Origin of the sequence: Polynucleobacter acidiphobus (assembly GCF_003065385.1) — a bacterium.
Taxonomy (GTDB): Bacteria; Pseudomonadota; Gammaproteobacteria; order Burkholderiales; family Burkholderiaceae; genus Polynucleobacter; species Polynucleobacter acidiphobus.
In genome coordinates this window covers 450,935-477,169 of record NZ_CP023277.1, presented here as the reverse complement: position 1 = coordinate 477,169, position 26,235 = coordinate 450,935, and the positions used below count along the sequence as shown (strand labels likewise).

Here is a 26,235-nt window from a genome sequence, read left to right as displayed (position 1 = left end):
CATGAATAGACTCCCGGGGTTGCCCCTCTCCCGTTTTAATGAGGCGCAAGGGTTGGCGTGATATTTGCCGCGACCCCCGAAAGCAGATGACCGTTTTTAAAACGAGCGCCTACATTGAGAACTAAAGGACATCTCTGTGGCGAGCGTTCATGTGAGACCTAAGCCAATTTAATTGGTACTTTTCCTGTTTAGGAACTTTGTTTGTCTCACCCCAGAACTCTGGGGATTTTCTTCAGAGCTTATTTGTCATCCACTTCGTGTCGCTCAAGTCCGTCTCCCATTTAGGAGAGTGTTATGAAGCGCATGTTATTCAATGCAACGCAACAAGAAGAGTTGCGGGTTGCCATCGTTGATGGTCAAAAATTAATCGATATCGATATTGAAACTGCCGGCCGCGAACAGCGCAAAGGCAATATTTATAAAGGTGTCATCACCCGAATTGAGCCGTCTTTAGAGGCCTGCTTCGTCAACTATGGCGAGGAGCGGCACGGTTTTTTACCCTTTAAGGAAGTCGCTAGAACCTACTTTAAGGATGGCATTGATGTCCGCAATGCGTCGATCAAGGATGCGCTGCGGGAGGGTCAAGAAATCATTGTTCAGGTTGAAAAAGAAGAGCGCGGTCAAAAAGGCGCTGCCCTAACCTCCTTTATCTCTCTAGCGGGACGTTATCTAGTATTAATGCCAAACAATCCGCGCGGAGGTGGTGTATCACGCCGCATTGAAGGCGAGGATCGGCAAGAGTTACGTGAAGCCATGGCGCAACTTGAGGTACCCGATGGAATGAGCATTATTGCCAGAACCGCAGGAATTGGTCGGGATGCCACCGAGTTGCAGTGGGACCTTAATTACCTCATGCAATTGTGGAAAGCCATTGATGAGGCAGCCAAAGGAAACTCGGCGCCCTTACTCATTTACTTAGAGTCGAGTCTTGTGATCCGAGCTATTCGCGATTATTTCCAGCCCGACATTGGCGAGATTCTGATTGATACCGATGATATTTATGAGCAAGCCCAGGCATTCATGTCAGTGGTGATGCCAGATAACTTGCCTCGGGTAAAGCGCTATCAAGATGATGTCCCTCTTTTCTCACGATTCCAAATTGAGCATCAAATTGAAACCGCCTATTCCAGAACGGTTCCCCTGCCCTCTGGCGGCGCAATCGTCATTGATCACACGGAGGCCTTGGTATCAGTCGATGTGAACTCTGCGCGCGCAACGCGTGGGTCAGATATTGAGGAGACCGCAACTCGAACCAATCTCGAGGCGGCCGATGAAATTGCACGGCAAATGCGCCTGCGTGATCTTGGCGGCCTAATCGTGATTGACTTCATTGACATGGAGTCCTCGAAGAGTCAGCGAGATGTTGAAAATCGCCTACGCGATGCCTTGCGCCACGATCGGGCACGGGTGCAAATGGGCAAGATTTCTAAATTTGGTTTGATGGAGCTCTCGCGTCAGCGTTTGCGCCCAGCTCTATCAGAAGGCAGTCACGTTACTTGCCCACGTTGCAATGGAACAGGTCATATTCGTGATACCGAATCCTCTGCATTGCAAGTCCTGAGAATTATTCAGGAAGAGGCTATGAAAGAGAATACCGCCGCGATCCACTGCCAGGTGCCAGTGGAGGTGGTTGCCTTCTTGCTCAATGAAAAGCGGGCTGAAGTGATCAAGATTGAGACGCGCTTTAAGGTGCATATTTTGATGATCCCCAATAAGCATCTGGAGACCCCTCATTACAAATTAGAACGTCTGCGTCATGATGACCCCCGCTTAGATGAGCAAAAACTGAGCTATGTCATGGTGGAGGAAGCCTCGCGCGAACTCGAAACCGATGCAGTCATTGGTCGCAAAAATGATGAGGTGCGTGCTCGCCCTGAGGCTGCAGTAAAAGGGATTACCCCAAGTCAACCAGCGCCCGCCGCATCACCGCGTCCAGTTCGGGATCCAAAACCCAGTTCCTCCACTCCTGAGTCAGGCGGTTTCCTCGGGTTTATCAAAAAACTTTTTTCTTCGAGCACGCCACCGGCAGCTCCAGAGACAAAACCAAATCCCCGATCTGAAAATCGTGGCCGTAATGGTGATCGCAACCGCAACAGGGGTCGCAATCGCAATGAAAAAAATCAGCGTGCCGACTCATCCGATCGCACTGAGAAAACTGCCGAGCCGGCCGAGGCTGCAGGAAATCGCCCGCCACGTTCAGAAGGTCGTGGTCGTAACCGGGGTGAGCGTCAAAATACTCAAGAGAAGCTAGAAACTGCTAATCCTGCACCGCAAGTGATAGGTGCAGCTGATGAGTCTGAAAACGCTGGGGAAGAACGCCGCCGGGGTCGTAACCGTCGAGGTCGCGGTCGCAACCGTGGCGAACGAACGGAGCGCAATGAGGCTGGTAACTCAGCAATGCCATCAGAATCCAATCCAGGCTTTCCGATGGGGCTCGGTGGTCGCTCAGCATCGGTGCCACTGACTCGAATTGTCAGCACCTTCCGAGAATCCACCGGAGGACGGCGTCCCAGTCAGCGTCGGGAGCGACGTGAAGAAGCGACTCCAACTGCAATTGAACCGATTGCTATACCTGCGATGAACCTAGAAGTGCTTACTGCGGCACCTCTACCTGAATTACCCAAAGTAGCATTCACACCCTTAGCTGAAGAACCATTAAAGGATGTGGTGCAAGGCGCAGGAATGGTTTGGGTGGGAACAGATCAATCGAAATTGGCAGAAGTTCAAACCCAGATTCAGGCAGAAAGCCCGGCACCCCGCGTTCCGCGAGTGCCCAAAGCGCCTGCAAGCCTGCCAACAGGCCCAATGGTGCTAATCGAAACAGGCGGCCAAGAAAAAACCATCGATAAAACGATTTAGTCGTTTAAGGCCATAATGTGAATTATGGTGAAGCCTGTCATACCGATACGCAAAGAGACCCCCAGGGGTCCTTTGCCGTTGATCCCAAATACACTCAGCGAGGCGCATGGCCGCACCCTTGATCGTCGTCAGCGGCCATTGCGCGATTTGCGCATCTCGGTCACCGATCGGTGTAATTTTCGGTGCACTTACTGCATGCCTAAAGAGGTATTTAATCAAGACTATCCATACCTGGCGCAATCCGAATTATTAAGTTTTGAGGAGATTCATCGCTTAGCCACGATTTTTGTTTCTCTTGGGGTTGAAAAAATTCGCTTAACCGGTGGCGAACCCTTGCTTCGAAAAGATCTAGAAACCTTAATTTCTATGCTGGCCAAGCTTCGAACTCCACAACATCAAGCGCTGGACTTAACCTTAACAACCAATGGTAGTCTTTTAAGTAAGAAGTCAGTCCTCCTAAAAGAGGCTGGCTTACAACGACTAACGGTGAGTTTGGATGCGCTCGATGATGCGATTTTCAAGGCGATGAATGATGTCGACTATCCAGTTAGCGATGTGCTCAAAGGAATTGAGGCAGCGCAAAAGGCGGGCTTCGAAGGCATCAAAGTCAATATGGTGGTCAAAAAAGGGGTAAACGATCACGAGATCTTGCCAATGGCCAAGTATTTTCGTAATCGCGGCATCACGCTCCGCTTCATTGAATTCATGGATGTAGGCTCCTCGAATGGATGGAATCTAGATCAAGTGTTGCCATCCGCCGAGGTGATTGCCATGATTTCTGAACACTTCCCTCTTGAGCAAATTGATCCAAATTACACCGGCGAAGTCGCTCAACGCTGGCGTTATCTGGATGGGGCGGGCGAAATTGGTGTGATCTCGAGTGTGACCCAAGCGTTTTGTCATGAATGCTCCCGTGCCCGGCTATCTACAGATGGGCAGCTATTTTTATGTTTATTTGCCACCGAAGGATTTGATTTCAAAACCCTCATGCGATCTGGTCGCTCCGATCTTGAAATTGCAAACGCTGTTATGCAAACATGGTCGAACCGCGATGATCGCTACTCCGAGATCAGACACCTTCACACTAAGGATTTAGAACGCAAGCAACGCAAAGTTGAAATGTCCTATATTGGTGGTTAGGCCTGCGGATGATTGCGCGTTCTGAAATTACCGGTCTATTACTTGCAGGCGGTCGTGCGCAACGCATGGGCGGAATCGATAAAGGCCTCGTGCCGTTTCAAGGTAAGCCTTTAATCGAACATGCCATTCATCGCCTTGCACCACAAGTCTCAGGCTTATTAATTAACGCTAATCGCAATCAGGATATTTATTCGCACTATGGCTACCCCATTGTGACCGACGAGAGTCAGGATTTTGCTGGTCCCTTAGCGGGCTATCTGGTTGGCCTTAAGGCTTGCGATACGCCTTATATGGTGACTGCTCCCTGCGATTCTCCCCTTTTTCCAACCGATTTAGTCGTGGCACTCGCCGATCGACTAGAAAAGCAAGGGGCGAATATTGCCTATGCATCTAGTCAAGATTCTGAAGGGAAGATTTGGGCACAACCTGTCTTTTGCCTAATGAAACGAGAAGTACTTCTTTCCTTGGAACAATTTTTGGCTGATGGGCAACGCAAGATTGATCGCTGGTTTGCGTCTCATGATGCTTGCACCACTATTTTTACAAATGAATCTGCGTTTGCCAATGCCAACACTCCAGAGGAGCTGGCTCAATTAGAAAAATTTACCACCTAAAGGTATGGAAACCAATAAAGCAAATCAAGAATTCCAGTCGGATTTTTTATCTGTAACGGATGCGCGGCAAGCCATTGCTGACCTAATCACATCAAGTTACAAATCGTCGGCAATGCATCTCAGAAAAGAGACCTTACCTCTCCATCAATGCCTCGGTCGAATCTTGGCGAGCGATCTTTTATCCCCCATCGATGTTCCTGCCCATGACAACTCTGCCATGGATGGGTATGCATTCAATAGTAGTGAACTATCTGATGATCGCCAAGATCTTGCATTAACCATCATTGGAACACTGCATGCTGGGCAAACTGAAATGCTGACCGTTGAACCTGGTCAATGCATCAAGATCATGACGGGTGCCTTGATGCCCGCAACGTGCGACACGGTTGTCCCCCAGGAATTTACCAAGACTCTTAGCAATGGTCTGGTGAGCTTTTCCAGGAGCATCGTTCGTGCTGGCGAGAATCGTCGCTTACGGGGTGAGGATTTGCAGTCCGACAAAGCAGCCATTTTGCAGGGCCGTATTTTGCGCCCCGCTGACCTCGGTCTTGCGGCATCTTTGGGCATTCATCAGCTTGAAGTCTATCAACTGACCAAGGTGGCAATTCTCTCCTCCGGCAATGAACTCTGTGATATCCATGAATCGTTAACACCTGGCAAGATCTTCGACAGCAATCGCTACAGTCTACGCGCCTGCATTGAGCGACTGGGTATGGAGGTGATGGATTGCGGCATCGTGCGAGATAACCCCGATGATCTTCGCAAGGCTTTCATTGCGGCAGCCCAATCGGCTGATGTCATCATCTCCTCAGGTGGGGTCTCGGTTGGGGAGGCGGATTTCACCAAGCAAATGATGGAAGAGCTGGGTGAAGTTGGATTTTGGAAAATTGCCATGCGCCCCGGTCGACCTATGGCATTCGGTAGCCTAAAGCCAAGTTCGAGTAAGTCTACTCCCACCGTATTTTTTGGCTTACCGGGTAACCCCGTAGCGGTGATGGTGACCTTTTATCAATTTGTTCGCAATGCGCTATTACAACTGAATGGTGCCAAACGGGTTGAGATCCCTTTGATTCCAGTTCGATCTGCCACAGGAATTCGAAAGAAATCCGGTCGCACCGAATTTCAACGGGGGATCCTGTTTCAGGATCCTCAGGGTCAATGGGCAGTTAAAACCACGGGCAGCCAAGGTGCTGGGATTTTGCGCTCCATGAGTGAAGCCAATTGTTTCATCGTTCTTCATCATGACCAAGGAAATATTGCGCCTGGCGATTGGGTGGATGTGGAGATTTTTGATGGACTGCTTTAAGATGGCGGGATCATGAAATTTACTAAAAAAGAGATTGTATTTTTAGATCCCATGCATACCGCCAAAACCTTGGTTTTGGTTTACTTATGCTTTTCGGTCCCCATCGTTTTATTGGCGCTCTTTGTCGCCTTTATTCGAGACGGGTCAATTCCTGGATTTACGGTGATTTCCGCCCTGGTCCTAAATGCGATTTTGGGCTTTGGCCTCTTATGGATCGCCTGTAAGGTCTATAACTGGGTTGCAGAGAAATTTGGCGGCATTGAGCTTGCCCTCAAAGAGCTCACCGAAGAGACCGACGATATACAGCAATAACAGCTGAGTGGATTAGGCTTTCCACAATTCGGTATTGATCAAAATCGGCGGACGCTTTCCCTCGAGGGCTGCGCCTAGGTTTTCAGCCGCTAGCGCAATCATCGCGCGTCGAGTTTTTTCAGTCGCACTAGCGATATGCGGTGCCAGCACCACATTACTTAACTTGAGCAATTCCGGATGAACTTTCGGTTCGCCCTCAAAGACATCAAGGCCTGCCGCAAAGATTGTTTTTGCTTTTAATGCAGCCGCCAAAGCTGCGTCGTCAACAATACCGCCACGCGCAATATTGACTAACGTAGCAGTCGGTTTCATTAGCGCAATTTCTTTAGCGCCAATTAGATGATGGCTCTCTGCAGAGTATGGCACCACCAAGACGACATGGTCGGCTTCGCGGAGTAAGGTTTCTTTATCAACATATTGAGCGCCACACGCTCTTTCATCCGCCTCGCTTAAGCGTTTGCGGTTGTGATACATCACTTTCATTCCAAAACCTAAGGCCCGTTTAGCAATACCTTGCCCAATTCGACCCATCCCAATAATGCCAAGAGTGCTGTGGTGCAAATCCATTCCCAGGGGGTTGTGCACGATAGACCATTTATCCCATTGACCATTTCGGATCCAATGCTCTGATTCCGTGATCCGTCGGGCAGTCGCCATTAAAAGCGCAAAGCCGAAATCAGCGGTTGTGTCGGTCAATACATCGGGAGTATTCGTTGCCATGACCTTGGCTGCGGTCATCGCTGGCACATCAAAATTGTTATAGCCGACTGAAATATTAGCTACGATTTTCAGGCGCTTGGCATCGGCCAAGGCACTTTGATCGATTCGCTCGCTACCAGTGACTAATGCGCCATCGACATTCGCCAGATGATTACGCAATTCATCTGGGGTAAATACCTGATCAGCCTGATTGGATAACACCTTGTAACGATCCTGCAATTTTGCTAAATCATCCGGAAAAATGGCACGGGCAACAAGGATTGTTGGTTTGGTTGTCATGGCTCTATATAGGGGTGCGATATCGGTGGAATCAAGACTTTACACCATTTGGGATAAAATCCAGTGATTGATTATTTTCGTGTTTTTGATGGTATTTATTCTTCAGAGCGAGCTATGACCTACGTTGTCACTGAATCCTGCATTCGTTGTAAATACACCGATTGCGTTGATGTATGCCCCGTTGACTGTTTTCGCGAAGGTCCAAACTTCTTGGCAATTGATCCAGATGAATGCATCGATTGTGCGGTATGTGTACCAGAGTGTCCTGTCAATGCGATTTACGCAGAAGATGATGTGCCAGGTGATCAACAAAACTTTATTGCAATCAATCTTGAGCTCGCAAAGCAGTGGCCAAGTATTACAAAATCCAAGGCGCCTCTAGCCGATGCGGATGATTGGAAAGATGTCAAAAGTAAGCTTGAGCATCTCGAGAAGTAATACCAAATTGCATTGACTTAATTTCGCATGCGCCAATTTCATGAACTCATGCACCATGTTCTCGAGCATGGCGCCCAAAAATCGGATCGCACCGGTACTGGAACCTTATCGGTTTTTGGCTATCAGATGCGCTTTGATCTCGCAGAGGGCTTTCCACTTGTTACCACGAAGAAGCTTCACCTGAAATCCATCATTTATGAGCTCTTGTGGTTTCTGAGCGGTAATACCAACAATCAATGGCTCAAAGAGCGTGGTGTATCCATTTGGGACGAGTGGGCCGCTCCCAACGGAGATCTTGGACCGGTTTATGGCTACCAATGGCGATCCTGGCCCACACCCAATGGCGAGCATATCGATCAAATTAAAGAGATCATTCATACCATCAAAACCAATCCGGATTCTCGCCGCATTATTGTTTCCGCTTGGAATGTCGCTGATATTCCCAAAATGGCCTTGGCGCCTTGTCATGCCTTTTTTCAGTTTTATGTCGCCAATGGAAAACTCTCCTGCCAACTCTATCAGCGCAGTGCTGATATTTTTCTGGGCGTGCCTTTTAATATTGCCAGCTACGCATTGCTGACGCATATGGTTGCAGAGCAATGTAATTTACAGCCCGGTGAGTTTATTTGGACCGGAGGTGATTGTCATTTGTACATTAATCACTTGGAGCAAGTGAAGCTTCAGCTATCACGTACACCCTATCCATTGCCGAGCCTTAAGATTCATCGCAAACCAGAGTCAATCTTTGATTACCAGTTTGAAGACTTTGAAATCGTGGGCTATGAGTCTCACCCCCATATAAAAGCGCCGGTTGCGGTCTGAATTCATTGAAAACAAAACCTGCCATCTCGATGATCGTTGCTCGCTCACGCAATCATGTGATCGGCAAAGACAATCAAATGCCGTGGAAGATCTCGGCTGATTTGCAATTTTTTAAGAAAGTAACCATGGGTTACCCCATTATTATGGGGCGCAAGACCTGGGAATCGATTGGTAGACCCTTACCTGGAAGACGCAATATGGTGGTCAGTCGTAATTCTAACTATCAGGCAAAGGGTGCTGAGTTGGTCTCATCGCTTGAAGAGGCCTTGCAATCATTGCGCGAGTTTGAACGAGTGTTTGTGATCGGTGGTCAACAATTATTTAATCAAGCTTTCCCCCTAGCAGATCAGGTCTTCATTACCGAGATTGAGCTTGAGGTTGAGGGTGATACCTTTTTTGAAATCCCCGATCCACAGAATTGGCAAATCGTGGAACAGATTTCGGCAAGCGAAGGTGATATTCAGTTCAGTTATGTGACCCTAAATCGAGTTCGCCACTAACTATTTACCACCAATCGTCATCGAACCGATCAAAATCGAGCCCGTTTCCTTAGTGCCACGAATAATGGTGTCGTCTCCCACTGCGGCAATATCCATCAACATCTCTTTTAGATTGCCTGCAATCGTAATTTCTTCAACCGGATGTTGAATCTCGCCATTTTCTACCCAGTAACCAAACGCACCGCGTGAATAATCGCCGGTCACGTAGTTAACGCCCTGCCCCATGAGCTCTGTCACCAGCAGACCAGTGCCCATTTCTTTAAGTAAACCGGGTAAACCACCCGATGGTGTATGTTGACTGTGCAATCTCAGATGATGGGCACCGCCAGCATTGCCGGTGGTTTGCATTCCTAACTTGCGAGCTGAATAACTCGACAAAAAATACCCTTGCAGCTCTCCCTTGGCGACGACTGAGCGTGCTTGGGTACGAACCCCCTCTTCATCAAAAGGAGCGCTGCCGGTCTGTCGTTTTAAGTGCGGCAACTCAAATAAATCAAGATGGCTTGGCATCACCGGTTTACCAAGACTGTCTAGTAAAAAACTAGAGCGTCGGTAAAGTGCGGCGCCTGAAGTGGCTTGAACTAAAGATCCGATCAGCCCAACTGCAATAGGAGCCTCAAAAATGACTGGGCAACGACGTGTACTCAATGACTTCGCATTTAAACGAGACAGGGCGCGTTGGGCTGCATATCGACCAATCAAGCTTGGTTTAGCAAGTTCGGTGGGTACCCGAGAGGTACTGTACCAATCATCGCGCTGCATCGAACTGGTCTTCCCCGCCGCATTTGCAATCGGAGCGCATGAGATAAAGTGCCTCGAGTATGGATAACCCCCAATAAATCCGTTACTGGTCCCCAACATAAAGTGGGCCTGATGTGCAGATACCGAAGCTCCATCGCTATTAACAATGGCCCGATCGACCGCAAAAGCGGCTTTCTCTGCCTGCCGTGCAATTGCGATTGCTTTTTTACTGTCGATTTCCCACGGATGAAATAAATCTAAATCCAATGGGTGGTGCTCGAGCAGATCCGGGTCGGCCAATCCTGCGCAATCATCTTCTGCAGTGTGTTTAGCAATGTGGAAAGCGGCTTGCACCGTGGTTCGTAATGACTCAGGTGAGAAGTCACTGGTGCTGGCATTGCCTCGGCGCTGACCCAAATAAATACTAACCCCGACTTGCTTATCAACACTCTGCTCAATCGTTTCTACCGCCCCTTTGCGAACCGTGACGGATAAGCCATGGCCCTCTGAAATTTCAGCAGCGGCGTCTGTGGCCCCAACTCGCTTGGCTTCTGCCAAAATAAAGTCAATAATGATTCTGAACTGATCGTGTGAATATGCGAACATCCTCTAATGATAGCTAGAATAGAAGTATGAAGCAGCCAAGCCCTTTTGAACGCAGTTTTCCCAATGAAGCCAAAATTGGCTTGGTCTCGATTTCAGATCGAGCCAGTCAAGGGGTTTATGTCGATGAGGGCATTCCTAGCCTGCGAAGTTGGCTAGCGCGCGCCATCACCACGCCGGTTGTTTTCCATGAGCGACTAATCCCCGATGAAATAGAACACATCACCTCAAGCTTGATTGAACTCGTTGATGAAATGGGCTGTGATCTGGTCTTGACCACCGGCGGCACCGGCCCCGCACGCCGGGATGTCACCCCAGAGGCAACTCTAGAAGTGGGAACTCGGGAGATGCCTGGTTTTGGCGAGCAAATGCGTCAAATTAGTCTGCACTTTGTACCCACCGCAATTTTGTCAAGACAAGTGGCTGTCCTACGAGAAATTGAAGGTCATAGCGCCCTGATCCTCAATCTTCCGGGGCAACCTAAATCCATTCAAGAAACCTTGGAAGGTTTGAAGGACCCCGAGGGCAAAGTCTTAGTTCATGGGATTTTTGCAGCTGTACCGTATTGCATAGAGCTCATGGGTGGGCCGTGCATCGAAACCGATGAGGCCATTGTTAAAGCCTTTAGGCCTAAGAAAAAGAAGTAGTTAATTACTACTTGGCACAGGCATCCGAAAAAAATGTTCTCGGTAGTACTTTAGCTCCTCGATTGATTCCATAATATCGGCCAATGCTGTGTGGGCCTGTTGCTTTTCAAAACCTTTTACCAAATTAGGCTGCCAACGTTTTGACAATTCTTTAACGGTTGAAACATCAACATTTCGATAATGGAAATAGGCTTCAAGCTGAGGCATATATCGAGCCATAAAGCGCCGATCTTGGCAAATTGAGTTACCGCACATTGGCGCAGTATTCGCTTTTACATATTGCTTTAAAAAGGCAATGCATTGCTGCTCAACCTCCGACTCACTTAGCGAGGAAGCCTTCACTTTATCGACCAGACCGGATTTACTATGCGTTCCTTTGTTCCAGGCATCCATGCCATTTAATACCTCATCAGTTTGGTGAACAACCCATACCGGCGCTGTGGCTATTACGTTTAAGTGAGCATCAGTGACGATCATCGCGATCTCTAAGATTCGGTCGCTATCGGGCTTTAGGCCCGACATTTCCATATCGACCCAAACTAGAGGATCATTCCCATTAGCGGTGTGCTTCGTTTGTTCACTCATCTCTATAATACTTTCATGACCTTTACATTGATCTTCATTGCCGCCCTCCTGTTAAGCGTCGGTATGCGCCACTGGTTGGCCATGCGACAGATACGCCACGTCGCTCTCCACCGCGCTAGTGTACCGAATGAATTTGCTTCCCGAGTTTCTTTGGCTGATCATCAAAAAGCAGCTGATTACACCATTGCTAAATTACGCTTAGGTCTTCTCGAAAATGCCTTTGGTACATTTGTGTTGATCGGCTTTACCTTGCTGGGGGGCTTGGAGTGGCTCAATCAAACCCTATTGAGCGTTATGGGGCCTGGTATTGCCCAGCAAATCCTTCTTTTAGTTTCTCTGGCCTTCATTTCCGGCATTTTAGATTTGCCCTTTACCTGGAAAAAACAATTTGGGATTGAAGCAGCCTTTGGCTTTAATCGAATGACTCCACGCCTCTTTTGGCTCGATACCCTCAAAGGAATTGCTTTGGCGGCTGCGCTTGCCTTACCGCTCCTCTGGGTGGTGCTCGAGCTCATGGCAACTAGTGGCTCGTATTGGTGGTTGTGGACTTGGGTGGTTTGGACGCTATTTAATGCCCTACTGCTATGGCTCTTTCCGACGGTAATCGCGCCCTTATTCAACAAGTTTAAGGAGCTCGAAGATGGTCCCCTCAAAGCCCAAATCGAGCAACTCTTAAAACGTTGTGACTTTGCTAGTCAAGGTCTTTTCGTTATGGATGGTAGTAAACGAAGTGCCCATGGCAATGCCTATTTCACGGGCATCGGCAAAGCCAAACGCATTGTCTTTTTTGATACTCTGATTGAAAAATTAGAGCCTCTAGAAGTGGAGGCTGTTTTAGCGCATGAGCTAGGTCATTTCAAGCGTCAACATATCCGTAAGCGTTTACTGGTCTCATTTGCTCTCAGTTTTGTCATGCTAGCCATTTTGGGATGGATTAGTTCACAGCCCTGGTTCTATTTTGGTCTGGGCGTAACCCCCGATCTCAATGGTTATAACGGCGGTCTAGCCCTTGCCCTCTTTATGCTGGTGGCGCCTGTATTTGGATTTTTCTTCACGCCACTAGGAAGTCTTGCTTCGCGTAAACATGAATACGAAGCAGATCATTTTGCAGCCCAGAAGTCATCGGCAAGCGCCCTGATCTCTGCCTTGGTGAAGCTATATCAAGATAATGCTTCTACCCTCACTCCCGATCCAATCTATACGGCTTTCTATAGTTCTCACCCTCCCGCTCCATTGCGGATTGCGCATCTACAACGATTTGCATGAGTGATATTCGGTAATGGGTCCTTTTCGTGCCCTTCTAAGCGCTTCGTATGGCAGGCACTACTTGGCGCAACGGATTGAGGCCGATGGATCCCATCATGGCCCATTCATTCATGTGAGTGCTCCTGGTAAACAACACCTTGGGGCAGTGGGTGATCGGTTGATTTTAGAAACTACCTCGGCGGATCAGGCCCGTATTCTGGAGATTGAACCTCGCAAGAATTTGCTCTATCGTTCAGATGCATTTAAGAGTAAAAGCATTGCTGCCAATGTTGATCAAATACTGATTGTTCTAGCAACCGCCCCCGCATTCTCGCCCGATCTTCTTGGACGCGCCGTGATTGCGGCTGAACTAAATCAAATTGATCTTCATATCATTTTGAACAAATGCGACCTGCACGATAAGCTTGAAGCGGCACGTGATCAGCTTGCCCCATATAAATCGATGGGTTACGCGGTGCATGAAGTCTCTGCAAAATTTAATCCCCAATCGCTCGACGCGCTAATGCCCCTCTTAAAGGGCAAAGTATCGGTTTTGGTCGGTCAATCCGGCATGGGCAAATCAACACTTCTGAATGCCTGGGTCCCCAATGCAGCTGCTGTCACCCAAGAATACTCTCAAAAACTGGATAGCGGTAAACACACCACCACAGCCTGCCGCTATTTTGATCTACCAGAATGGGGTCGCGATGCAAATGGTTTGGGAGCGATCATTGACTCACCAGGCTTTCAGGAATTTGGCCTGGCGCATGTATCGGAGAGTCAGTTACAGCATGCGTTTCGGGAGTTCAAACCTTATTTGGGTCAGTGTCGCTTTCATAATTGCAAACACGATAATGAGCCTGATTGTGCGGTTCAAGCGGCCGTCTTAGCAGGAGTCATTGCAGGCGAGCGCTTGGCACTCTTTAAACAGCTGGTCTCAGACTCGAGGACAGCCGATATTCAGATCCAGGGGATTAGCCCAGCCAAAGAGCGATGGTCAACATCGCTAAAACCACCATACAAACGATAAGAGCGCGCCACACCAGCCCGATTGCCGAGCGCATGGATCGCTCGCTAGGCTCATGACCAATTTCGTAGATGGGTGGCTCACCGGCCTCAGCACGTGCTAACGCCTCATCACTGGTTGGCTCTCGCAGAGGCTCTCCTAAACGAACACCGAGCGCACCACTACCTGAAGCCAATAAAACAGCAGAGAGTGGATCTGCCCACTTACCAGTTAAGTTGCGCCATGCATAAATGGCATCTTCAAAATTACCCACGATAGCAAAGCTAATCGCACTGAGGCGAACTGGGACCCAATCCAAAATAAAGAAAAAATGTTTTGCCGCCTCAGATAAATTCAGACCAAACTTCTCCCAACGCTCACTCGCCTTATCTGCGAGCCGATATAAAACAACTCCGGCGGGGCCAATTGGCATTAAGAACCAGAAAAATACCCCAAATACATGGCGATGAGCCCCAATAATGGCTCGCTCTAGAGCAATTGCGATGATCTCACTTTCGGATAAATGCGAGGTATCAAACTCATCACCCACCCACGCTTGGAGCGCAAGCCGCGCGGCAGGAAGATCATGATTTTGAATCGATTCATGGACCTCGGTAAATGAGTGGCTAAATTGCCGAAAACCGAAGAACAAATACACGATGATGATGTTCCAGACAAATGCTAATAATGGGTTCACGATGTATGCAAATACATAGACTGCGAATACCAACACCGTTGGTAAGCCAAATCCAACCAAGCAGGCCAAACGGGCGCCCACGGGAGTTGCACCCTGCTCGGATTTGCCACCAAACTCTTTAGCAACCCAATCGAGCCATGTGGCACTCATCCTCCGAATCCAATGCGATGCGGTAACGGGCCGGTATTGCTCGGCAATGAGAGCGAAGAGAATTGAGAAAAAGGTCATGCTTTTAATAAATGATATAGATTTCGTAACATCCCAGCAGTAGCGCCCCAAATAAAGCGATCCGCATACGGAATGGCATAAAACCGCCGCGAACCCTCATCACTATGCCACACCCGTATCTCGTGATTCGCTGGGTTCATCAGAAATGGCAGAGGAACCTCAAAAACATCCGCCACTTCAAATGGGTCTGGACGATATGCATGAGGGGGCTCAACCAAAGCAACTACGGGGGTCACGCGATAACCGGACACAGTCAAATACTCCGGCATGGTCCCAATCACATCAATATGATCACTGGGCAAGCCGATCTCTTCCTCGCTTTCGCGCAATGCGGTGGTAATAATTGATTCATCCGCATAATCCTTGCGACCGCCAGGAAAACTAATTTGCCCAGCATGATCATGCAAATGGTCAGTTCGCTGCGTTAAAAGAACGTTTAAGCCGTTTGGCTGCATTACGAGTGGTAACAAAATAGCCGCTTCTGTTATCAACCCTTCCGCCTCGCGTTGCGCGATGATATTGCTCGCCAACACATACCGATTTTCATCGGTAATTTCAAGGGTCCAGGGTGGTGGAGTAGCAAAATGCCGTCGTAGAACATTGGCATCAAACCGTTGCTCAGCCACCCGCACCTGATCCTCGCAGCGCTGCACAATGGGTACGCTTCGTGGATTAAAACCTGGTGGCGCTGCTAAGCTTTTTCGGATGGATGCAGACGAATTAACCATGCCATCATTTTAGGTGATTTAAATAAACAAAAAGGCGACCGAAGTCGCCTTGATTGCTGGTGTCAGATTAATTACTCAGCGCTTTGCTCAGCAACGACCTCTTTAGCACGGGCAGTTAACTTCTCTTTAATACGCGCCGACTTACCGGAACGATCGCGCAAGTAATACAACTTAGCACGACGCACATCACCACGACGCTTCACTTCAATACTAGCAATCAATGGTGAGTAGGTTTGGAATGTACGCTCAACACCTTCACCCGATGAAATCTTACGAACAATGAAGCTGGAGTTAAGACCGCGATTGCGTTTGGCAATCACCACACCCTCAAATGCCTGAGCGCGTTTACGGGTACCCTCAACTACATTCACACTAACAACAACGGTATCGCCAGGAGCAAAACTCGGAATCGTTTTGTTGGCAGTTAGGCGAGCAATTTCTTCTTGCTCAATCGTTTGAATCAAATTCATTTCAACTCCTTTGGCATCGTATTGACGTTAATTCCACATCAGTGGACTCAATAGAGGATGCAATTTAATTTCGCAAAACCCTTTAAGACTCAAGCGTCTTTAAAAACGCCTCATCCTTGGGGCTTAGCAACCCATTTGCACGCGCTTTGATAATGAGATCTGGGCGGCGCTTAAGCGTCAGCTCCAAAGACTTTTGCCGACGCCAATCCACTATTTTAGCGTGATGTCCGCCCAAAAGCACGTCTGGCACCGATTTATTTCCATAAACCTCTGGACGGGTGTAATGGGGATGGTCCAAAAGGCCATTCATAAAGCTATCTTGTAGAGCTGAGTCTTCATCCCCTAAAGCCCCCGGAATTAAGCGGATTACAGCATCCATGAGGATCATGGCGGGCAATTCACCCCCCGAGACGACAAAATCCCCAATTGAGATCTCAAGATCCACTTTGTCGTCAATAAACCGTTGATCAATAGCCTCATATCGACCACAAATTAGGGTTAATTGTCGATAACTGAGCATATCTGTCGCTAACTTTTGTGAAAATTGCTCTCCCTGGGGACTCAATAAACAAACCGGCCCGGGATTAATTCCTTGATTGAGGTGGGAGCGGCCCACAGCCTCAAGACAAGAGTCTAAGGGTTTAGCCATCATCACCATGCCAGGACCACCACCATAAGCCCGATCATCGACCGTTTTTCGGGAATCCTCAGAAAAATCTCTTATATTCCAAGTAGTTACAGAAGTTAACCCTTGCTCACAGGCGCGGCCGGTCACCCCATATTGCGTGAGAGCAGCAAACATCTCAGGAAAAAGTGTCAACACATCAAAATTCATCTTGGTCGCATCCATGCTCATTGACTCCAATTGGGTTGCCAATCCACCACGACTCTGCCTGAGGGTAAGTCAGGCGACTTCAACTGAACCGATTTGACAATCGCAGGGACAAAGGGAATCAGCTCACTGCCAATCGTCATAATTGGATGAGCCCCGAATTCAGCCATGTCCTCAATATTGCCTAGACGAATCCCCTGCTCGTTGTAAACCTCACACCCAATTAAATCAATCCAGTAATAGGTATCTTGCTCAGGTTCTGGAAATGCCTTTCTTGGGAGCAAAACCGTCTGACCTTTAAGAGCTAACGCAGCATCCCGATCACAAATGCCATCCAACAGCATTACCACATAACCAGAATGAATTTTTGCACTTTGTACGCGGTAAATAGCGGGAAGTGCAGCAGAGTGAGGGCCTTGTACGTAAGCCTCTTTACAAGCCAAAAGAGCAATCGGGTCTGGGGAGTACGGGCGGACTTTGATGTAGCCTTTTAGGCCCTGAGCATCGTAGACGATACCCAATTCAATCAAATCAGATGGGGGCTGATGACCGCTCACCACTCCCCCTTCAATCATGGCCAAGCTTAGGCCGCTGGATGATCCTTGATCAAACGCTTTACGGTTGGCGAAATTTGCGCACCAACGCCGGACCAATACGTTAAACGGTCCTGAGAAAGGCGCATTGCCTGCTCTTTTTCAGAAGCTTGGGGATTAAAGTAACCCAAGCGCTCGATGAAATTCGAGTCGCGACGATTGCGTTTGTCAGTAGCAACGATGCTAAAAAAAGGGCGCTTTTTAGAACCGCCGCGGGCAAGTCGAATGACGACCATAGGTATTTCCTTAAAATCAAATGATTACAAAATGGTTGACTGAATCGTCGTTGCTCAAAAGGGTTTTTGACCAACGAGTGCGACGACCACAGAAAACCTCATATTCTAGACGAAATACCCAAAAAACTCCATCATTTCACCAAAGATTATTGACCGTGACCAATAAAAATACATATAAATCAATCGCTTATATAAAAAACTCCGGGCTACAGATCTCTCAATCCAGGAGAAGGCTAATAGGGCTCATCAGTTCATCTCCAATTTTTTTGATCGGTTGCGCCAATATAGTGCCGCCCTGCCCTGGGAAAACGACCCCACCCTATTCCGAACTGGTTGGCACTCAATGGGAACTAAATCGCTGGAATATGACACCCAACAGTATGGGTGAGGTTCGTCTTCGTACGATGCCCAATGATGGTGGGCCAAAAATTAGTTTGCAATTTAGCCAGAGTCGAATGAGTGGTTATAGTGGCTGCAATCGCTTCACTGCCCAAATCATCGAAGATCCTCGGGGCTTTCAAATTGAACAGATCGCCACCACTCGCATGGCCTGCGCTTCAAATCGTGAGGATATTGAACGCGATTTCTTATATTTACTGAGGGATTACCGAAGCATTGCACGGGATGGTAATTATTTACTTATCATTGGACCCAACCGCGAAGTATTAGGTTTTAACTTAATCCAACGAAGCAATCCATGAGCACTCCATTTCGGTCCAAATTACTATTTTCTGCGCTGGGACTTTTTCTTCCAGGAACTGGATTGAATTGCTTTTATTTGCTCGGTATCAAAAATTTTTGGGCATGGATTCAGTTTGCATCCCTAATCGCGGGCATTCTGGGTTTTATGCTGTTAAATACAAGCCCAGAGTCTTCTGCAGCAGCCTGGGTATTAATTGTTCTTGGGTTTATTGCCATAGAAGCAAGTTGGCTAAGTACGATTGTGTTTGGATTACGTCCCGATGAGAAGTGGGATGCGCAATTTAATGCTTCATTTCAAGGTAAACAAAAAACGGAATCGGGTTGGCCTGTCGTGATTTGCGTAATCCTCTCGCTGGTGATTGGCGCAGGGGTCATGATGAGCTTTCTGGCTATTGGCTTTGAACAATTCTTTATCTACCAAATTGAAGAGGCCAAAAAGCTCAGCCAATAAGTTGGGCCTAGATCGAGGCAGTTAACTCAGGCACAAGAGTAAACAAATCGCCAACTAATCCGTAGTCGGCGACTCCAAAGATCGGAGCATCAGGATCTTTGTTAATCGCCACAATCACTTTGGAGTCCTTCATGCCAGCAAGATGCTGGATTGCTCCAGAGATACCTACCGCAATATAAAGCTGTGGAGCCACAATTTTCCCAGTTTGACCCACTTGATAATCATTGGGTACATAACCTGCATCCACTGCGGCACGGGAAGCGCCGAGAGCAGCGCCAAGCTTGTCTGCCAATGGCTCAATCAACTCCTTGTATTTCTCTGCAGAGCCAAGTCCACGACCACCAGAAACAATAATTTTTGCAGCAGCTAACTCAGGACGATCCGATTTGGTTAACTCGCGACCCACAAATTGACTAGCAGTAAATGGCTCTACTGGAGAGATTGATTCAATAGCGCATGATCCACTAGTCTCGGCAGGATCAAAATTCGTGGTCCGTACCGTAATTACCTTTTTAGGGTCAATCGTTTGTACCGTCGCAATCGCGTTACCCGCGTAAATGGGCCGCTCAAATTGATCGGCGGATACAACCTTGGTGATATCGGAGAGTTGCGCAACATCCAGCTTGGCTGCAACCCGGGGCATCACACTCTTACCGTGTGCCGTCGCAGGTGCCAAAAAATAGTCATAACTAGAAGCAAGGGCAAGAATTTGCTCCGCAACCGCCTCTGGCAACTGATTCGCAAAATGCGGTGCATTGGCATAAAGAACCTTTCCAACCCCCTCAATCTTGCTGGCTTCCTGGACTATCGCATTCACATCATGGCCCACTACCAAAATATCGACCGCATTGGCGCACTGCTTGGCAGCGCTTACCGCATGATGCGTGGCCATTTTTAATGATTGCTGATCGTGCTCAGCTAGAACCAGTGCAGTCATTACAGTACCTTTGCTTCATTTTTTAATTTATCAATCAAAGTTGCCACATCGGGTACTTTGATACCTGCTGAGCGCTTTGGCGGCTCCTCGACCCGAATGGTTTTCAGCCGCGGGGTGATATCAATTCCTAGATCATCAGGCTTTACGATATCTAACTGCTTTTTCTTGGCCTTCATAATGTTGGGTAGAGTGACGTAGCGCGGCTCATTTAAGCGAAGATCGGTTGTGATCACCGCAGGTAAAGAAACTGCAACGGTCTCAAGACCACCATCAACCTCACGTGTGACCGATGCCTGCCCATTACTAATGGTCACCTTAGAAGCAAATGTTGCCTGGGGAAGATTGAGTAAGGCGGCCACCATTTGGCCGGTTTGGTTACTATCATCATCAATCGCCTGCTTACCCATAATGATGAGCTGAGGCTGCTCTTTGGAATAGATTGCTTGAAGTAATTTAGCGACTGCCAGAGGCTGCAATTCGATATCGGTCTCACATAAGATAGCGCGATCTGCACCGATCGCCAAGGCAGTTCTTAAGGTCTCTTGGCATGCTTGGGGGCCTGCTGAAAAAGCAATAATCTCTGTAACAAGGCCAGCCTCTTTGAGTCGAACCGCCTCTTCAACGGCAATTTCATCAAAGGGATTCATGCTCATTTTGACATTGGCTATGTCCACCCCCGATTGATCCGATTTGACGCGAACCTTCACGTTGTAATCGACCACTCGCTTAACTGCGACCAAAACCTTCATGAAAGACAACCTTTTTACTTATCTAAACCTCTATTTTATCGTGATTCAGATTAAATCTCGGCCAAGGTTTTCAGGTGGGCAGCAACGCTGCGGCCCAATGCCGAGAGGTTGTATCCACCCTCAAGGCAACTCACAATCTTGCCGCCACAATAGCGATTGGCAACCTCCATTAACTGCTTGGTCATCCATACGTAATCGTCTTCAACCAGACCCATTTGGCCCAAATCATCCTCACGGTGAGCATCAAAACCCGCTGAAATAATAATCAGCTGGGGTTTAAATTCATCAAGTCGTGGAATCCAGGTTTTACTAATCATGTCACGGACGATCTTGCCATTGGTGGTTGCCGGCAGTGGGACATTGACCATATTTTCCCCGCCATCTAAACCACTGTAGGGGTAAAAGGGATGCTGAAAGAAACTACACATTAATATATGCGGGTCATTGATGAATGCAGCCTCTGTGCCATTACCGTGATGGACATCAAAATCAATCACGGCCACTCGGTCTAAATCATACTTTTCGATCGCATAACGTGTCGCGATTGCCACATTATTAAATACACAAAATCCCATTGAGCGATGAGGCTCAGCATGATGTCCCGGAGGGCGAATCGCACAAAAAGCATTATTGACCTCACCTTGCATCACGGCATCGACTGCTGCTATTGCTGCGCCGGCTGCACGCAAGGAGACTGTCAACGTTGCTGGGTTCATGATGGTATCGCCATCAATCATCGAGTAGCCACTACTCGGAGCCTTACTCTTCACAAATGCCAAATGATCTTCGCTATGTACTCGTGTGATATCAGCGTCCGATGCAAGCGGTGGATCAATCCGCTTCAGATGCGCATCAAGACGACTCTGAATTAACTGATCCTCAATCGCAGCAATTCGTTCAGGGCACTCTGGATGATGGCGGCCCATCTCGTGTTTCATAAAATCGGGATGGCTAATGTAGGCTGTGCTCATATTTGTCTCTTATCGAATAACAACTAACTATACTTAGTGTGAATTTGTATTAAAAATACTATCTTTTTATTATCTTAGCGCGATCTTGAACTTTCTACCGTTTTTATCCAGCCTGACACTAACGGTTTTGTTAGGTGCCTGCGCATCGCCCACCCAACCAACCACAACACCCAATCAACAACCTACAAATAACGAAGTAGAGACTCATACTGGCAAATCCACTATATCCAGCGCTAAACGAGATCCGTCTTCACTCAAGGAGCTTCTTGATCAGGTTTCTCGGCAGCAAAACATCCCTTTGGTATTTCTGGATAGCGGCTTTAAAGATGTTCAAAACTTATCTCAAGTCAAAAAATTAGTTGCTCCCCCACCCGTTAGCTTTCAAAAAAACTGGCGGGTATACCGTTCGCGCTTTGTTGAATCGGTTCGCATTCGGGCTGGCCTTACCTTTATCGAGCAAAATCGTGCCGCTCTAGAAGCTGCCGAATCGGAATCTGGAGTTCCTCACCAAGTCATTGCGGCCATTATTGGGGTGGAGACGATTTATGGTCGACAAATGGGAAACTTTCGGGTCAAGGACGTATTAAGTACGCTTGCTTTTGACTACCCAGAGGCTCCTAATCAAGCAGCGCGTGAGCTGCTTTTTCAGAATCAACTGAAAGACCTCATTATTTTGTGCTGGCAAGAAGCCAAGAATCGGCAGGATGCCTTTAATCGCTGCCTCAATCAAAGTAGCTCCTATGCAGGTGCAATTGGCCTTCCCCAGTTTATGCCTGGAAGTATTTTGCAATTTGCCACCGATGGGGATGGGGATGGCGTAATTGATCTTCGCAATAGTCGGCGTGATGCAATCTTTAGCGTAGCCAACTTTCTCAAAGTGCATGGCTGGCAACCTGGTATGCCCATCTACTTTCCTGTCATTCAAAATGAGCAAACCCAGGCAAAAATTATTGAGCTAGCCGATGGCCAGCCGATTGCCAAAATTACTGTTGCAGAGTTAATTCAACTCGGTATTCTGGAGCCCAGCAATGGTGATCTTCTGCAAGGCGGGGTTGAGCCTGGCAGTAAAGCCTTGATTGTTGATTTGCCATCGCCCGGAGTCAATCAGGAGCCCGATATCCTTTATGTTGTTGGACTCCAAAACTTCCTCAGCATCGTGAACTACAACCGTAGTTACTTTTATGCCCAAAGTGTTGCTGAATTTGCACAGGCGCTAGGGTATCAAAACAAAAGTGCGCTTGCACGTGACCAAATCGAGAAACCAGGGCCTGCGCCCGCTAGTAAAAATCGATCCACGCCAGCTAAAGCAGTCAAGAAAGATAGTAAAGCGAAGAAATCGAGTAAGCCGCCAAAGCCAAGTAATTAGGCTGGAAATACGCCCGTTGACAAATAGCGATCGCCCCGATCACACACTATAAATACAATCGTGGCATTTTCAACCGTTTGAGCAACGCGCAATGCGATCACCAGAGCGCCTGCAGCTGACACGCCGCAAAATATACCTTCCTCTTTAGCCATACGGCGGGCCATTTCCTCCGCCTCCGCCTGGGTCACATACTCAATTCGATCGACACGTTCAGCTTGGTAGATTTTAGGCAAGTAGGCAGGTGCCCATTTCCTTATTCCAGGAATCTGCGAGCCCTCTTCAGGCTGTCCACCAATAATTTGGATCTCTGGATTCATGGACTTTAGATAGGTCGATACGCCAGTAATCGTTCCCGTGGTACCCATCGCAGAAACAAAATGGGTAATTTGCCCGTGTGTATCACGCCAAATCTCAGGACCCGTGGTCTCAATATGAGCTCGCGGATTATCTGAGTTAGCAAATTGATCTAATAGCTTGCCGCGACCCTCTTTTTGCAATTGCTCTGCGTAATCGCGAGCCAACTCCATCCCGCCTGAACTTGAGGTCAAAATAAGTTCTGCACCATATGCAGCCATACTCTGTCGACGCTCAAGGCTTTGGTTTTCAGGCATGACCAAAATAATTTTGTAGCCCAACATCGCCCCAACCATCGCGATCGCGATACCGGTATTACCACTCGTTGCCTCAATTAAGGTATCGCCAGGCTTAATATCGCCACGTAACTCAGCATGCCTAATCATGGAGAGCGCGGGTCGGTCCTTGACCGACCCGGCTGGATTATTACCTTCTAACTTACCTAAAATCACATTACCGCGCCGCTCGTTCTCCACGCCAGGAATACGCTGTAAGCGAACCAAAGGAGTATTACCAATGGTTTGAGAAATCGTTGGATAGAGTGCCGCAGATGGATTGGATTGGGTCATGGAGTTATTTTAGCGATAACTTCACCCAATACCGCTGATTTCAATAGCGCTGACGCGAACCAGTCGACCGCTCGTTCTCCGCCGCAGACGCTTTAGCTTGATACTTGGGGTTCTTTTTTGTGGAACGCGCCTCTGAGCGTGGGCCACTTTTTGTCTCACGGTATCCGCTTTGACCCTCGATTTTCAAACCATTCTCCATTAATTTACTAACCGAGCGCTCACCAATACCTCGAACCCGTGATTGCAAATCATATGAATCATAAAATGCACCGCCCTTTTCTCGCTCAGCAATAATTGCCTTCGCTTTTGATGGCCCAAGTCCACGAATGCTCTCTAACTCGGTCTGACTGGCTGAGTTGACATTGACTGGAGCGGCATTTGCAAGCGACATACTAAGAGGAAGTGCGAGCGCCAAAACCATCATGCCAATCATCGATCGTTTGGATAAGACATTAGCAGATGTGTGAAACAGAGTTGATAAACCCATAATTTCTCCTTTGAGGTTGATGAACAAACCATGACGAATGTGTCATGGCCTTCTTCAACGCCCAATGGTCGATTGGGTTGACGAAATAAATGGTCTAGAGGGGATTTGCTAAAAAATCAGAATTTGCTGATAGCCAGGCAATGTATTGACTGACACCATGCTCAACATCTAAGAAGTCTCCCGAGTAACCTGCAGCTCTTAATTGCGTCAGGTCCGCTTGGGTGAAGCACTGATATTTGCCGCGCAAGTCGTCTGGGAACGGAATGTATTGAATCAAACCTTGCTGCACTAAATCTGCCAATGGTAACGCTGGTTGATTGGCTAGTTTACGCATGGTATTTACAGTTGCCAGTGCAACGTCATTAAAGGGTTGAGCGCGACCTGTGCCGAGATTAAAAATACCACTTTTTTCTGGATGATCCAAAAAGAAGAGATTCACTTTCACTACATCCTCAACCGATACAAAATCCCGCGATTGCTGACCGGGTGCATAGCCGCCATATTCACCAAATAATTTGACCGTTTGATTTTTTTTGAACTGATGGTAATGATGAAATGCGACCGAGGCCATCCTCCCTTTATGGGACTCGCGTGGGCCATATACATTGAAATACCGAAAGCCGACCACCTGAGCCGTCGGCGCCTTTTCAGCCATCCGAGCACGCATGTATTGGTCAAACAGAAATTTTGAGTAGCCATAAATGTTTAAAGGCTTCTCATATTGACGATCCTCTACAAACGTATCGGACCCTCCATAGGTCGCAGCCGATGATGCATAAAGAAATGGAACTTTTTGGTCAGTGCAAATCTCATAGAGATTGATGGAGTATTGATAGTTATTGTTCATCATGAAAACCCCATCGGTCTCCATCGTGTCTGAACAAGCGCCTTCATGAAATACGGCTTTCACTTTGCCAAACCAGCCCTCATGAAAGCCTTCTAAAAAATCATTCTTATCAATGTAATCGGCGATATCCAAATCAGCTAGATTGCGATATTTATCTGCGGGTCGCAAATCATCGACGGCAATAATATTTTTTTCACCACGGGCATTCAAAGCACGAACAATATTCGCACCCACAAATCCGGCGGCACCAGTCACGATATAGGTCACTGTAGCTCCTCTGCACAAACGGTTGCTGTTCCCAGTTTACCGACTACGATTCCTCCAGCGCGATTGGCTAGGGCCATCGCACGCTCTAAGGGCCATTTGGCTGCCAAGGCTACTGCCAGAGTAGCAATGACGGTATCGCCAGCGCCTGATACATCAAATACCTCGCGGGCCTGCGCACGTACATGACTTGCACCCGCTGATGTAAATAATGTCATGCCTTCCTCAGAGCGAGTTAAGAGCAAAGCCTCAACCTGAAGCTGTTCTCGCAAGGCTTGAGCTTTTTGGGTGAGCTCCGCTTCACTGGACCATGCTCCAACCACTTGCCGCAATTCACTTCGATTGGGGGTAAGCACTGTTGCACCCCGATACTTCGCATACGCATCACCTTTCGGGTCGACCAACACAATCTTATGATTCGCTCTTGCTAAAGCAATCATACTGGCCACTTGCTCCAACGCGCCCTTGCCGTAATCGGACAAGATAACCACATCGGTCTCGGGTAATAGTGCCTCGAACTGCTTGAGCTTCTGAGCGAGTGAACCCGAACTCGGGGTCTCCTCAAAATCCAAACGAATCAGTTGCTGCTGCCGGGCAATCACTCTTAACTTAACGGTCGTGGGTACTTGTGAATCCGCCTGTAAGCAGCTGTGCACACCACTATCTCGCAATAGGGCCTCCACACGTTTGCCGGCCTCATCGACTCCAATCACCCCCAGAAGGCTGGTTTGCGCTCCTAGCGCAGAGGCGTTGCGGGCCACGTTAGCTGCGCCCCCCAAACGCTCATCAATCTTGCTAACCTGTACCACAGGAACTGGGGCTTCAGGCGATATGCGACTGGTATCACCAAACCAATAGCGATCAAGCATGACATCACCCACCACCAACAGGCGGGCTTTACTAAATTGGGTTCGATCGGCTTTCTCGGTCATTACTT

Annotated in this window: 30 protein-coding genes; 14 read left to right on the top strand and 16 right to left on the bottom strand. The window is 48.1% G+C overall.

Translation table 11 applies throughout. The features are described from left to right. The first annotated feature begins 294 nt into the window (after positions 1–294). The 5 genes from AOC32_RS02565 to AOC32_RS02545 are packed head-to-tail and all read left to right on the top strand — an operon-like array spanning position 295 to position 6,231. On the top strand, positions 295–2,859 hold the full coding sequence (locus AOC32_RS02565) for an Rne/Rng family ribonuclease (protein WP_108507988.1): 2,565 nt from the start codon (positions 295–297) through the stop codon (positions 2,857–2,859). 24 nt (positions 2,860–2,883) lie between these two features. Further along, positions 2,884–3,999 carry a GTP 3',8-cyclase MoaA gene (gene moaA, locus AOC32_RS02560; protein WP_108507987.1) on the top strand — a complete coding sequence of 372 codons (1,116 nt, stop codon included), beginning with the start codon at positions 2,884–2,886 and terminating at the stop codon, positions 3,997–3,999. An 8-nt stretch (positions 4,000–4,007) separates the two neighbouring features. Then, positions 4,008–4,613, top strand: a complete 606-nt coding sequence (gene mobA, locus AOC32_RS02555; RefSeq protein ID WP_108507986.1) for a molybdenum cofactor guanylyltransferase MobA — start codon at positions 4,008–4,010, stop codon at positions 4,611–4,613. 4 nt (positions 4,614–4,617) lie between these two features. Next, positions 4,618–5,919: a molybdopterin molybdotransferase MoeA gene (gene moeA, locus AOC32_RS02550; RefSeq protein WP_108507985.1), complete on the top strand. Its 1,302-nt coding sequence runs from the start codon at positions 4,618–4,620 to the stop codon at positions 5,917–5,919. A 12-nt stretch (positions 5,920–5,931) separates the two neighbouring features. After that, on the top strand, positions 5,932–6,231 hold the full coding sequence (locus tag AOC32_RS02545; protein WP_108507984.1) for a hypothetical protein: 300 nt from the start codon (positions 5,932–5,934) through the stop codon (positions 6,229–6,231). 12 nt (positions 6,232–6,243) lie between these two features. Here the strand turns inward: AOC32_RS02545 and AOC32_RS02540 are convergent, their stop codons facing one another. Continuing rightward, positions 6,244–7,230 (bottom strand): 2-hydroxyacid dehydrogenase, encoded by a 987-nt coding sequence (locus AOC32_RS02540; protein WP_108507983.1) that lies wholly within the window; start codon positions 7,228–7,230, stop codon positions 6,244–6,246. Positions 7,231–7,344: 114 nt separating this feature from the next. Here AOC32_RS02540 and fdxA point away from each other — a divergent pair, with 114 nt between their 5' ends. The 3 genes from fdxA to AOC32_RS02525 are packed head-to-tail and all read left to right on the top strand — an operon-like array spanning position 7,345 to position 8,990. After that, positions 7,345–7,668 carry a ferredoxin FdxA gene (gene fdxA / locus AOC32_RS02535; protein WP_108509308.1) on the top strand — a complete coding sequence of 108 codons (324 nt, stop codon included), beginning with the start codon at positions 7,345–7,347 and terminating at the stop codon, positions 7,666–7,668. 27 nt (positions 7,669–7,695) lie between these two features. Continuing rightward, the gene (locus tag AOC32_RS02530; protein WP_108507982.1) at positions 7,696–8,490 is read left to right on the top strand and encodes a thymidylate synthase; all 795 of its coding nucleotides are present in this window, start codon (positions 7,696–7,698) and stop codon (positions 8,488–8,490) included. A 5-nt stretch (positions 8,491–8,495) separates the two neighbouring features. Beyond that, entirely contained in the window at positions 8,496–8,990 is a 495-nt protein-coding gene (locus AOC32_RS02525; RefSeq protein WP_234409785.1) for a dihydrofolate reductase, read from the top strand. Here the strand turns inward: AOC32_RS02525 and pmbA are convergent, their stop codons facing one another. Further along, positions 8,991–10,337: a metalloprotease PmbA gene (gene pmbA / locus AOC32_RS02520; RefSeq protein WP_108507980.1), complete on the bottom strand. Its 1,347-nt coding sequence runs from the start codon at positions 10,335–10,337 to the stop codon at positions 8,991–8,993. A 26-nt stretch (positions 10,338–10,363) separates the two neighbouring features. Here pmbA and mog point away from each other — a divergent pair, with 26 nt between their 5' ends. Continuing rightward, a complete protein-coding gene (gene mog / locus AOC32_RS02515) occupies positions 10,364–10,981 on the top strand; it encodes a molybdopterin adenylyltransferase (protein WP_108507979.1) in 618 nt (205 codons plus the stop codon). Here the strand turns inward: mog and orn are convergent, their stop codons facing one another. Further along, complete coding sequence (gene orn, locus AOC32_RS02510; RefSeq protein WP_108507978.1) at positions 10,982–11,566, bottom strand: oligoribonuclease; 585 nt, start codon at positions 11,564–11,566, stop codon at positions 10,982–10,984. A gap of 15 nt (positions 11,567–11,581) precedes the next feature. Here orn and AOC32_RS02505 point away from each other — a divergent pair, with 15 nt between their 5' ends. Together AOC32_RS02505 and rsgA are read left to right on the top strand one after the other, a co-directional pair. Beyond that, complete coding sequence (locus tag AOC32_RS02505; RefSeq protein ID WP_108507977.1) at positions 11,582–12,832, top strand: M48 family metallopeptidase; 1,251 nt, start codon at positions 11,582–11,584, stop codon at positions 12,830–12,832. Between the two features lie 13 nt (positions 12,833–12,845). Further along, the gene (gene rsgA / locus AOC32_RS02500) at positions 12,846–13,841 is read left to right on the top strand and encodes a ribosome small subunit-dependent GTPase A (protein WP_108507976.1); all 996 of its coding nucleotides are present in this window, start codon (positions 12,846–12,848) and stop codon (positions 13,839–13,841) included. Here rsgA and AOC32_RS02495 read toward each other — a convergent pair. The 6 genes from AOC32_RS02495 to rpsP form a co-directional block, all read right to left on the bottom strand. Beyond that, a complete protein-coding gene (locus AOC32_RS02495) occupies positions 13,786–14,742 on the bottom strand; it encodes a CobD/CbiB family protein (RefSeq protein WP_108507975.1) in 957 nt (318 codons plus the stop codon). The genes rsgA and AOC32_RS02495 overlap by 56 nt on opposite strands. Further along, entirely contained in the window at positions 14,739–15,470 is a 732-nt protein-coding gene (locus tag AOC32_RS02490; RefSeq protein WP_108507974.1) for a CoA pyrophosphatase, read from the bottom strand. The genes AOC32_RS02495 and AOC32_RS02490 overlap by 4 nt, the downstream gene beginning before the upstream one ends. 71 nt (positions 15,471–15,541) lie before the next feature. Continuing rightward, on the bottom strand, positions 15,542–15,940 hold the full coding sequence (gene rplS / locus AOC32_RS02485) for a 50S ribosomal protein L19 (RefSeq protein WP_108507973.1): 399 nt from the start codon (positions 15,938–15,940) through the stop codon (positions 15,542–15,544). Positions 15,941–16,022: 82 nt separating this feature from the next. Then, entirely contained in the window at positions 16,023–16,775 is a 753-nt protein-coding gene (gene trmD, locus AOC32_RS02480) for a tRNA (guanosine(37)-N1)-methyltransferase TrmD (RefSeq protein WP_108509307.1), read from the bottom strand. A gap of 17 nt (positions 16,776–16,792) precedes the next feature. Next, a complete protein-coding gene (gene rimM, locus AOC32_RS02475) occupies positions 16,793–17,347 on the bottom strand; it encodes a ribosome maturation factor RimM (RefSeq protein WP_108509306.1) in 555 nt (184 codons plus the stop codon). Positions 17,348–17,355: 8 nt separating this feature from the next. After that, complete coding sequence (rpsP, locus tag AOC32_RS02470; RefSeq protein ID WP_108507972.1) at positions 17,356–17,601, bottom strand: 30S ribosomal protein S16; 246 nt, start codon at positions 17,599–17,601, stop codon at positions 17,356–17,358. Between the two features lie 20 nt (positions 17,602–17,621). Between rpsP and AOC32_RS09900 the strand changes: the two genes are divergently transcribed. Both AOC32_RS09900 and AOC32_RS02460 read left to right on the top strand, forming a co-directional pair. Beyond that, a complete protein-coding gene (locus AOC32_RS09900; RefSeq protein ID WP_108507971.1) occupies positions 17,622–18,302 on the top strand; it encodes an META domain-containing protein in 681 nt (226 codons plus the stop codon). Beyond that, the gene (locus AOC32_RS02460) at positions 18,299–18,754 is read left to right on the top strand and encodes a hypothetical protein (RefSeq protein ID WP_108507970.1); all 456 of its coding nucleotides are present in this window, start codon (positions 18,299–18,301) and stop codon (positions 18,752–18,754) included. The genes AOC32_RS09900 and AOC32_RS02460 overlap by 4 nt, the downstream gene beginning before the upstream one ends. A 7-nt stretch (positions 18,755–18,761) precedes the next feature. Here the strand turns inward: AOC32_RS02460 and AOC32_RS02455 are convergent, their stop codons facing one another. From AOC32_RS02455 to AOC32_RS02445, 3 genes are read right to left on the bottom strand one after another with little or no spacing between them, the layout of a single operon-like run. Then, on the bottom strand, positions 18,762–19,691 hold the full coding sequence (locus tag AOC32_RS02455) for an electron transfer flavoprotein subunit alpha/FixB family protein (RefSeq protein WP_108507969.1): 930 nt from the start codon (positions 19,689–19,691) through the stop codon (positions 18,762–18,764). After that, positions 19,691–20,440 (bottom strand): electron transfer flavoprotein subunit beta/FixA family protein, encoded by a 750-nt coding sequence (locus AOC32_RS02450; protein WP_108507968.1) that lies wholly within the window; start codon positions 20,438–20,440, stop codon positions 19,691–19,693. Before AOC32_RS02450 ends, AOC32_RS02455 begins: the two co-directional genes overlap by 1 nt. A 50-nt stretch (positions 20,441–20,490) precedes the next feature. Continuing rightward, positions 20,491–21,411 carry a histone deacetylase family protein gene (locus AOC32_RS02445; protein ID WP_108507967.1) on the bottom strand — a complete coding sequence of 307 codons (921 nt, stop codon included), beginning with the start codon at positions 21,409–21,411 and terminating at the stop codon, positions 20,491–20,493. Positions 21,412–21,496: 85 nt separating this feature from the next. Here AOC32_RS02445 and AOC32_RS02440 point away from each other — a divergent pair, with 85 nt between their 5' ends. Then, a complete protein-coding gene (locus AOC32_RS02440) occupies positions 21,497–22,777 on the top strand; it encodes a lytic murein transglycosylase (protein WP_108507966.1) in 1,281 nt (426 codons plus the stop codon). Here AOC32_RS02440 and cysM read toward each other — a convergent pair. The 4 genes from cysM to rfaE1 form a co-directional block, all read right to left on the bottom strand. Next, complete coding sequence (gene cysM, locus AOC32_RS02435; RefSeq protein ID WP_108507965.1) at positions 22,774–23,700, bottom strand: cysteine synthase CysM; 927 nt, start codon at positions 23,698–23,700, stop codon at positions 22,774–22,776. The genes AOC32_RS02440 and cysM overlap by 4 nt on opposite strands. A 40-nt stretch (positions 23,701–23,740) precedes the next feature. Then, positions 23,741–24,187: a ComEA family DNA-binding protein gene (locus tag AOC32_RS02430; protein WP_234409783.1), complete on the bottom strand. Its 447-nt coding sequence runs from the start codon at positions 24,185–24,187 to the stop codon at positions 23,741–23,743. Positions 24,188–24,281: 94 nt separating this feature from the next. Continuing rightward, positions 24,282–25,301: an ADP-glyceromanno-heptose 6-epimerase gene (gene rfaD / locus AOC32_RS02425; protein WP_108507964.1), complete on the bottom strand. Its 1,020-nt coding sequence runs from the start codon at positions 25,299–25,301 to the stop codon at positions 24,282–24,284. After that, positions 25,298–26,230, bottom strand: coding sequence for a D-glycero-beta-D-manno-heptose-7-phosphate kinase (gene rfaE1, locus AOC32_RS02420; RefSeq protein WP_108507963.1), 933 nt, complete (start codon positions 26,228–26,230; stop codon positions 25,298–25,300). The genes rfaD and rfaE1 overlap by 4 nt, the downstream gene beginning before the upstream one ends. Positions 26,231–26,235: the final 5 nt, after the last annotated feature.

Excerpts from the sequence above, each read along its gene's own strand:
- AOC32_RS02455 (WP_108507969.1), bottom strand. The coding sequence starts at position 19,691 with ATGACTGCACTGGTTCTAGCTGAGCACGATCAGCAATCATTAAAAATG.
- rplS (WP_108507973.1), bottom strand. The coding sequence starts at position 15,940 with ATGAATTTGATTCAAACGATTGAGCAAGAAGAAATTGCTCGCCTAACT.
- AOC32_RS02495 (WP_108507975.1), bottom strand. The coding sequence starts at position 14,742 with ATGACCTTTTTCTCAATTCTCTTCGCTCTCATTGCCGAGCAATACCGG.
- AOC32_RS02450 (WP_108507968.1), bottom strand. The coding sequence starts at position 20,440 with ATGAAGGTTTTGGTCGCAGTTAAGCGAGTGGTCGATTACAACGTGAAG.
- AOC32_RS02445 (WP_108507967.1), bottom strand. The coding sequence starts at position 21,411 with ATGAGCACAGCCTACATTAGCCATCCCGATTTTATGAAACACGAGATG.
- cysM (WP_108507965.1), bottom strand. The coding sequence starts at position 23,700 with ATGACCCAATCCAATCCATCTGCGGCACTCTATCCAACGATTTCTCAA.
- mobA (WP_108507986.1), top strand. The coding sequence starts at position 4,008 with ATGATTGCGCGTTCTGAAATTACCGGTCTATTACTTGCAGGCGGTCGT.
- fdxA (WP_108509308.1), top strand. The coding sequence starts at position 7,345 with ATGACCTACGTTGTCACTGAATCCTGCATTCGTTGTAAATACACCGAT.
- trmD (WP_108509307.1), bottom strand. The coding sequence starts at position 16,775 with ATGAATTTTGATGTGTTGACACTTTTTCCTGAGATGTTTGCTGCTCTC.
- AOC32_RS02430 (WP_234409783.1), bottom strand. The coding sequence starts at position 24,187 with ATGGGTTTATCAACTCTGTTTCACACATCTGCTAATGTCTTATCCAAA.
- rpsP (WP_108507972.1), bottom strand. The coding sequence starts at position 17,601 with ATGGTCGTCATTCGACTTGCCCGCGGCGGTTCTAAAAAGCGCCCTTTT.
- moaA (WP_108507987.1), top strand. The coding sequence starts at position 2,884 with ATGGTGAAGCCTGTCATACCGATACGCAAAGAGACCCCCAGGGGTCCT.
- AOC32_RS02540 (WP_108507983.1), bottom strand. The coding sequence starts at position 7,230 with ATGACAACCAAACCAACAATCCTTGTTGCCCGTGCCATTTTTCCGGAT.
- rsgA (WP_108507976.1), top strand. The coding sequence starts at position 12,846 with ATGGGTCCTTTTCGTGCCCTTCTAAGCGCTTCGTATGGCAGGCACTAC.
- orn (WP_108507978.1), bottom strand. The coding sequence starts at position 11,566 with ATGAGTGAACAAACGAAGCACACCGCTAATGGGAATGATCCTCTAGTT.
- AOC32_RS02490 (WP_108507974.1), bottom strand. The coding sequence starts at position 15,470 with ATGGTTAATTCGTCTGCATCCATCCGAAAAAGCTTAGCAGCGCCACCA.
- rimM (WP_108509306.1), bottom strand. The coding sequence starts at position 17,347 with ATGATTGAAGGGGGAGTGGTGAGCGGTCATCAGCCCCCATCTGATTTG.
- AOC32_RS02565 (WP_108507988.1), top strand. The coding sequence starts at position 295 with ATGAAGCGCATGTTATTCAATGCAACGCAACAAGAAGAGTTGCGGGTT.
- rfaE1 (WP_108507963.1), bottom strand. The coding sequence starts at position 26,230 with ATGACCGAGAAAGCCGATCGAACCCAATTTAGTAAAGCCCGCCTGTTG.
- moeA (WP_108507985.1), top strand. The coding sequence starts at position 4,618 with ATGGAAACCAATAAAGCAAATCAAGAATTCCAGTCGGATTTTTTATCT.
- AOC32_RS02460 (WP_108507970.1), top strand. The coding sequence starts at position 18,299 with ATGAGCACTCCATTTCGGTCCAAATTACTATTTTCTGCGCTGGGACTT.
- AOC32_RS02505 (WP_108507977.1), top strand. The coding sequence starts at position 11,582 with ATGACCTTTACATTGATCTTCATTGCCGCCCTCCTGTTAAGCGTCGGT.
- AOC32_RS09900 (WP_108507971.1), top strand. The coding sequence starts at position 17,622 with ATGATTACAAAATGGTTGACTGAATCGTCGTTGCTCAAAAGGGTTTTT.
- pmbA (WP_108507980.1), bottom strand. The coding sequence starts at position 10,337 with ATGTTCGCATATTCACACGATCAGTTCAGAATCATTATTGACTTTATT.
- AOC32_RS02530 (WP_108507982.1), top strand. The coding sequence starts at position 7,696 with ATGCGCCAATTTCATGAACTCATGCACCATGTTCTCGAGCATGGCGCC.
- mog (WP_108507979.1), top strand. The coding sequence starts at position 10,364 with ATGAAGCAGCCAAGCCCTTTTGAACGCAGTTTTCCCAATGAAGCCAAA.
- AOC32_RS02545 (WP_108507984.1), top strand. The coding sequence starts at position 5,932 with ATGAAATTTACTAAAAAAGAGATTGTATTTTTAGATCCCATGCATACC.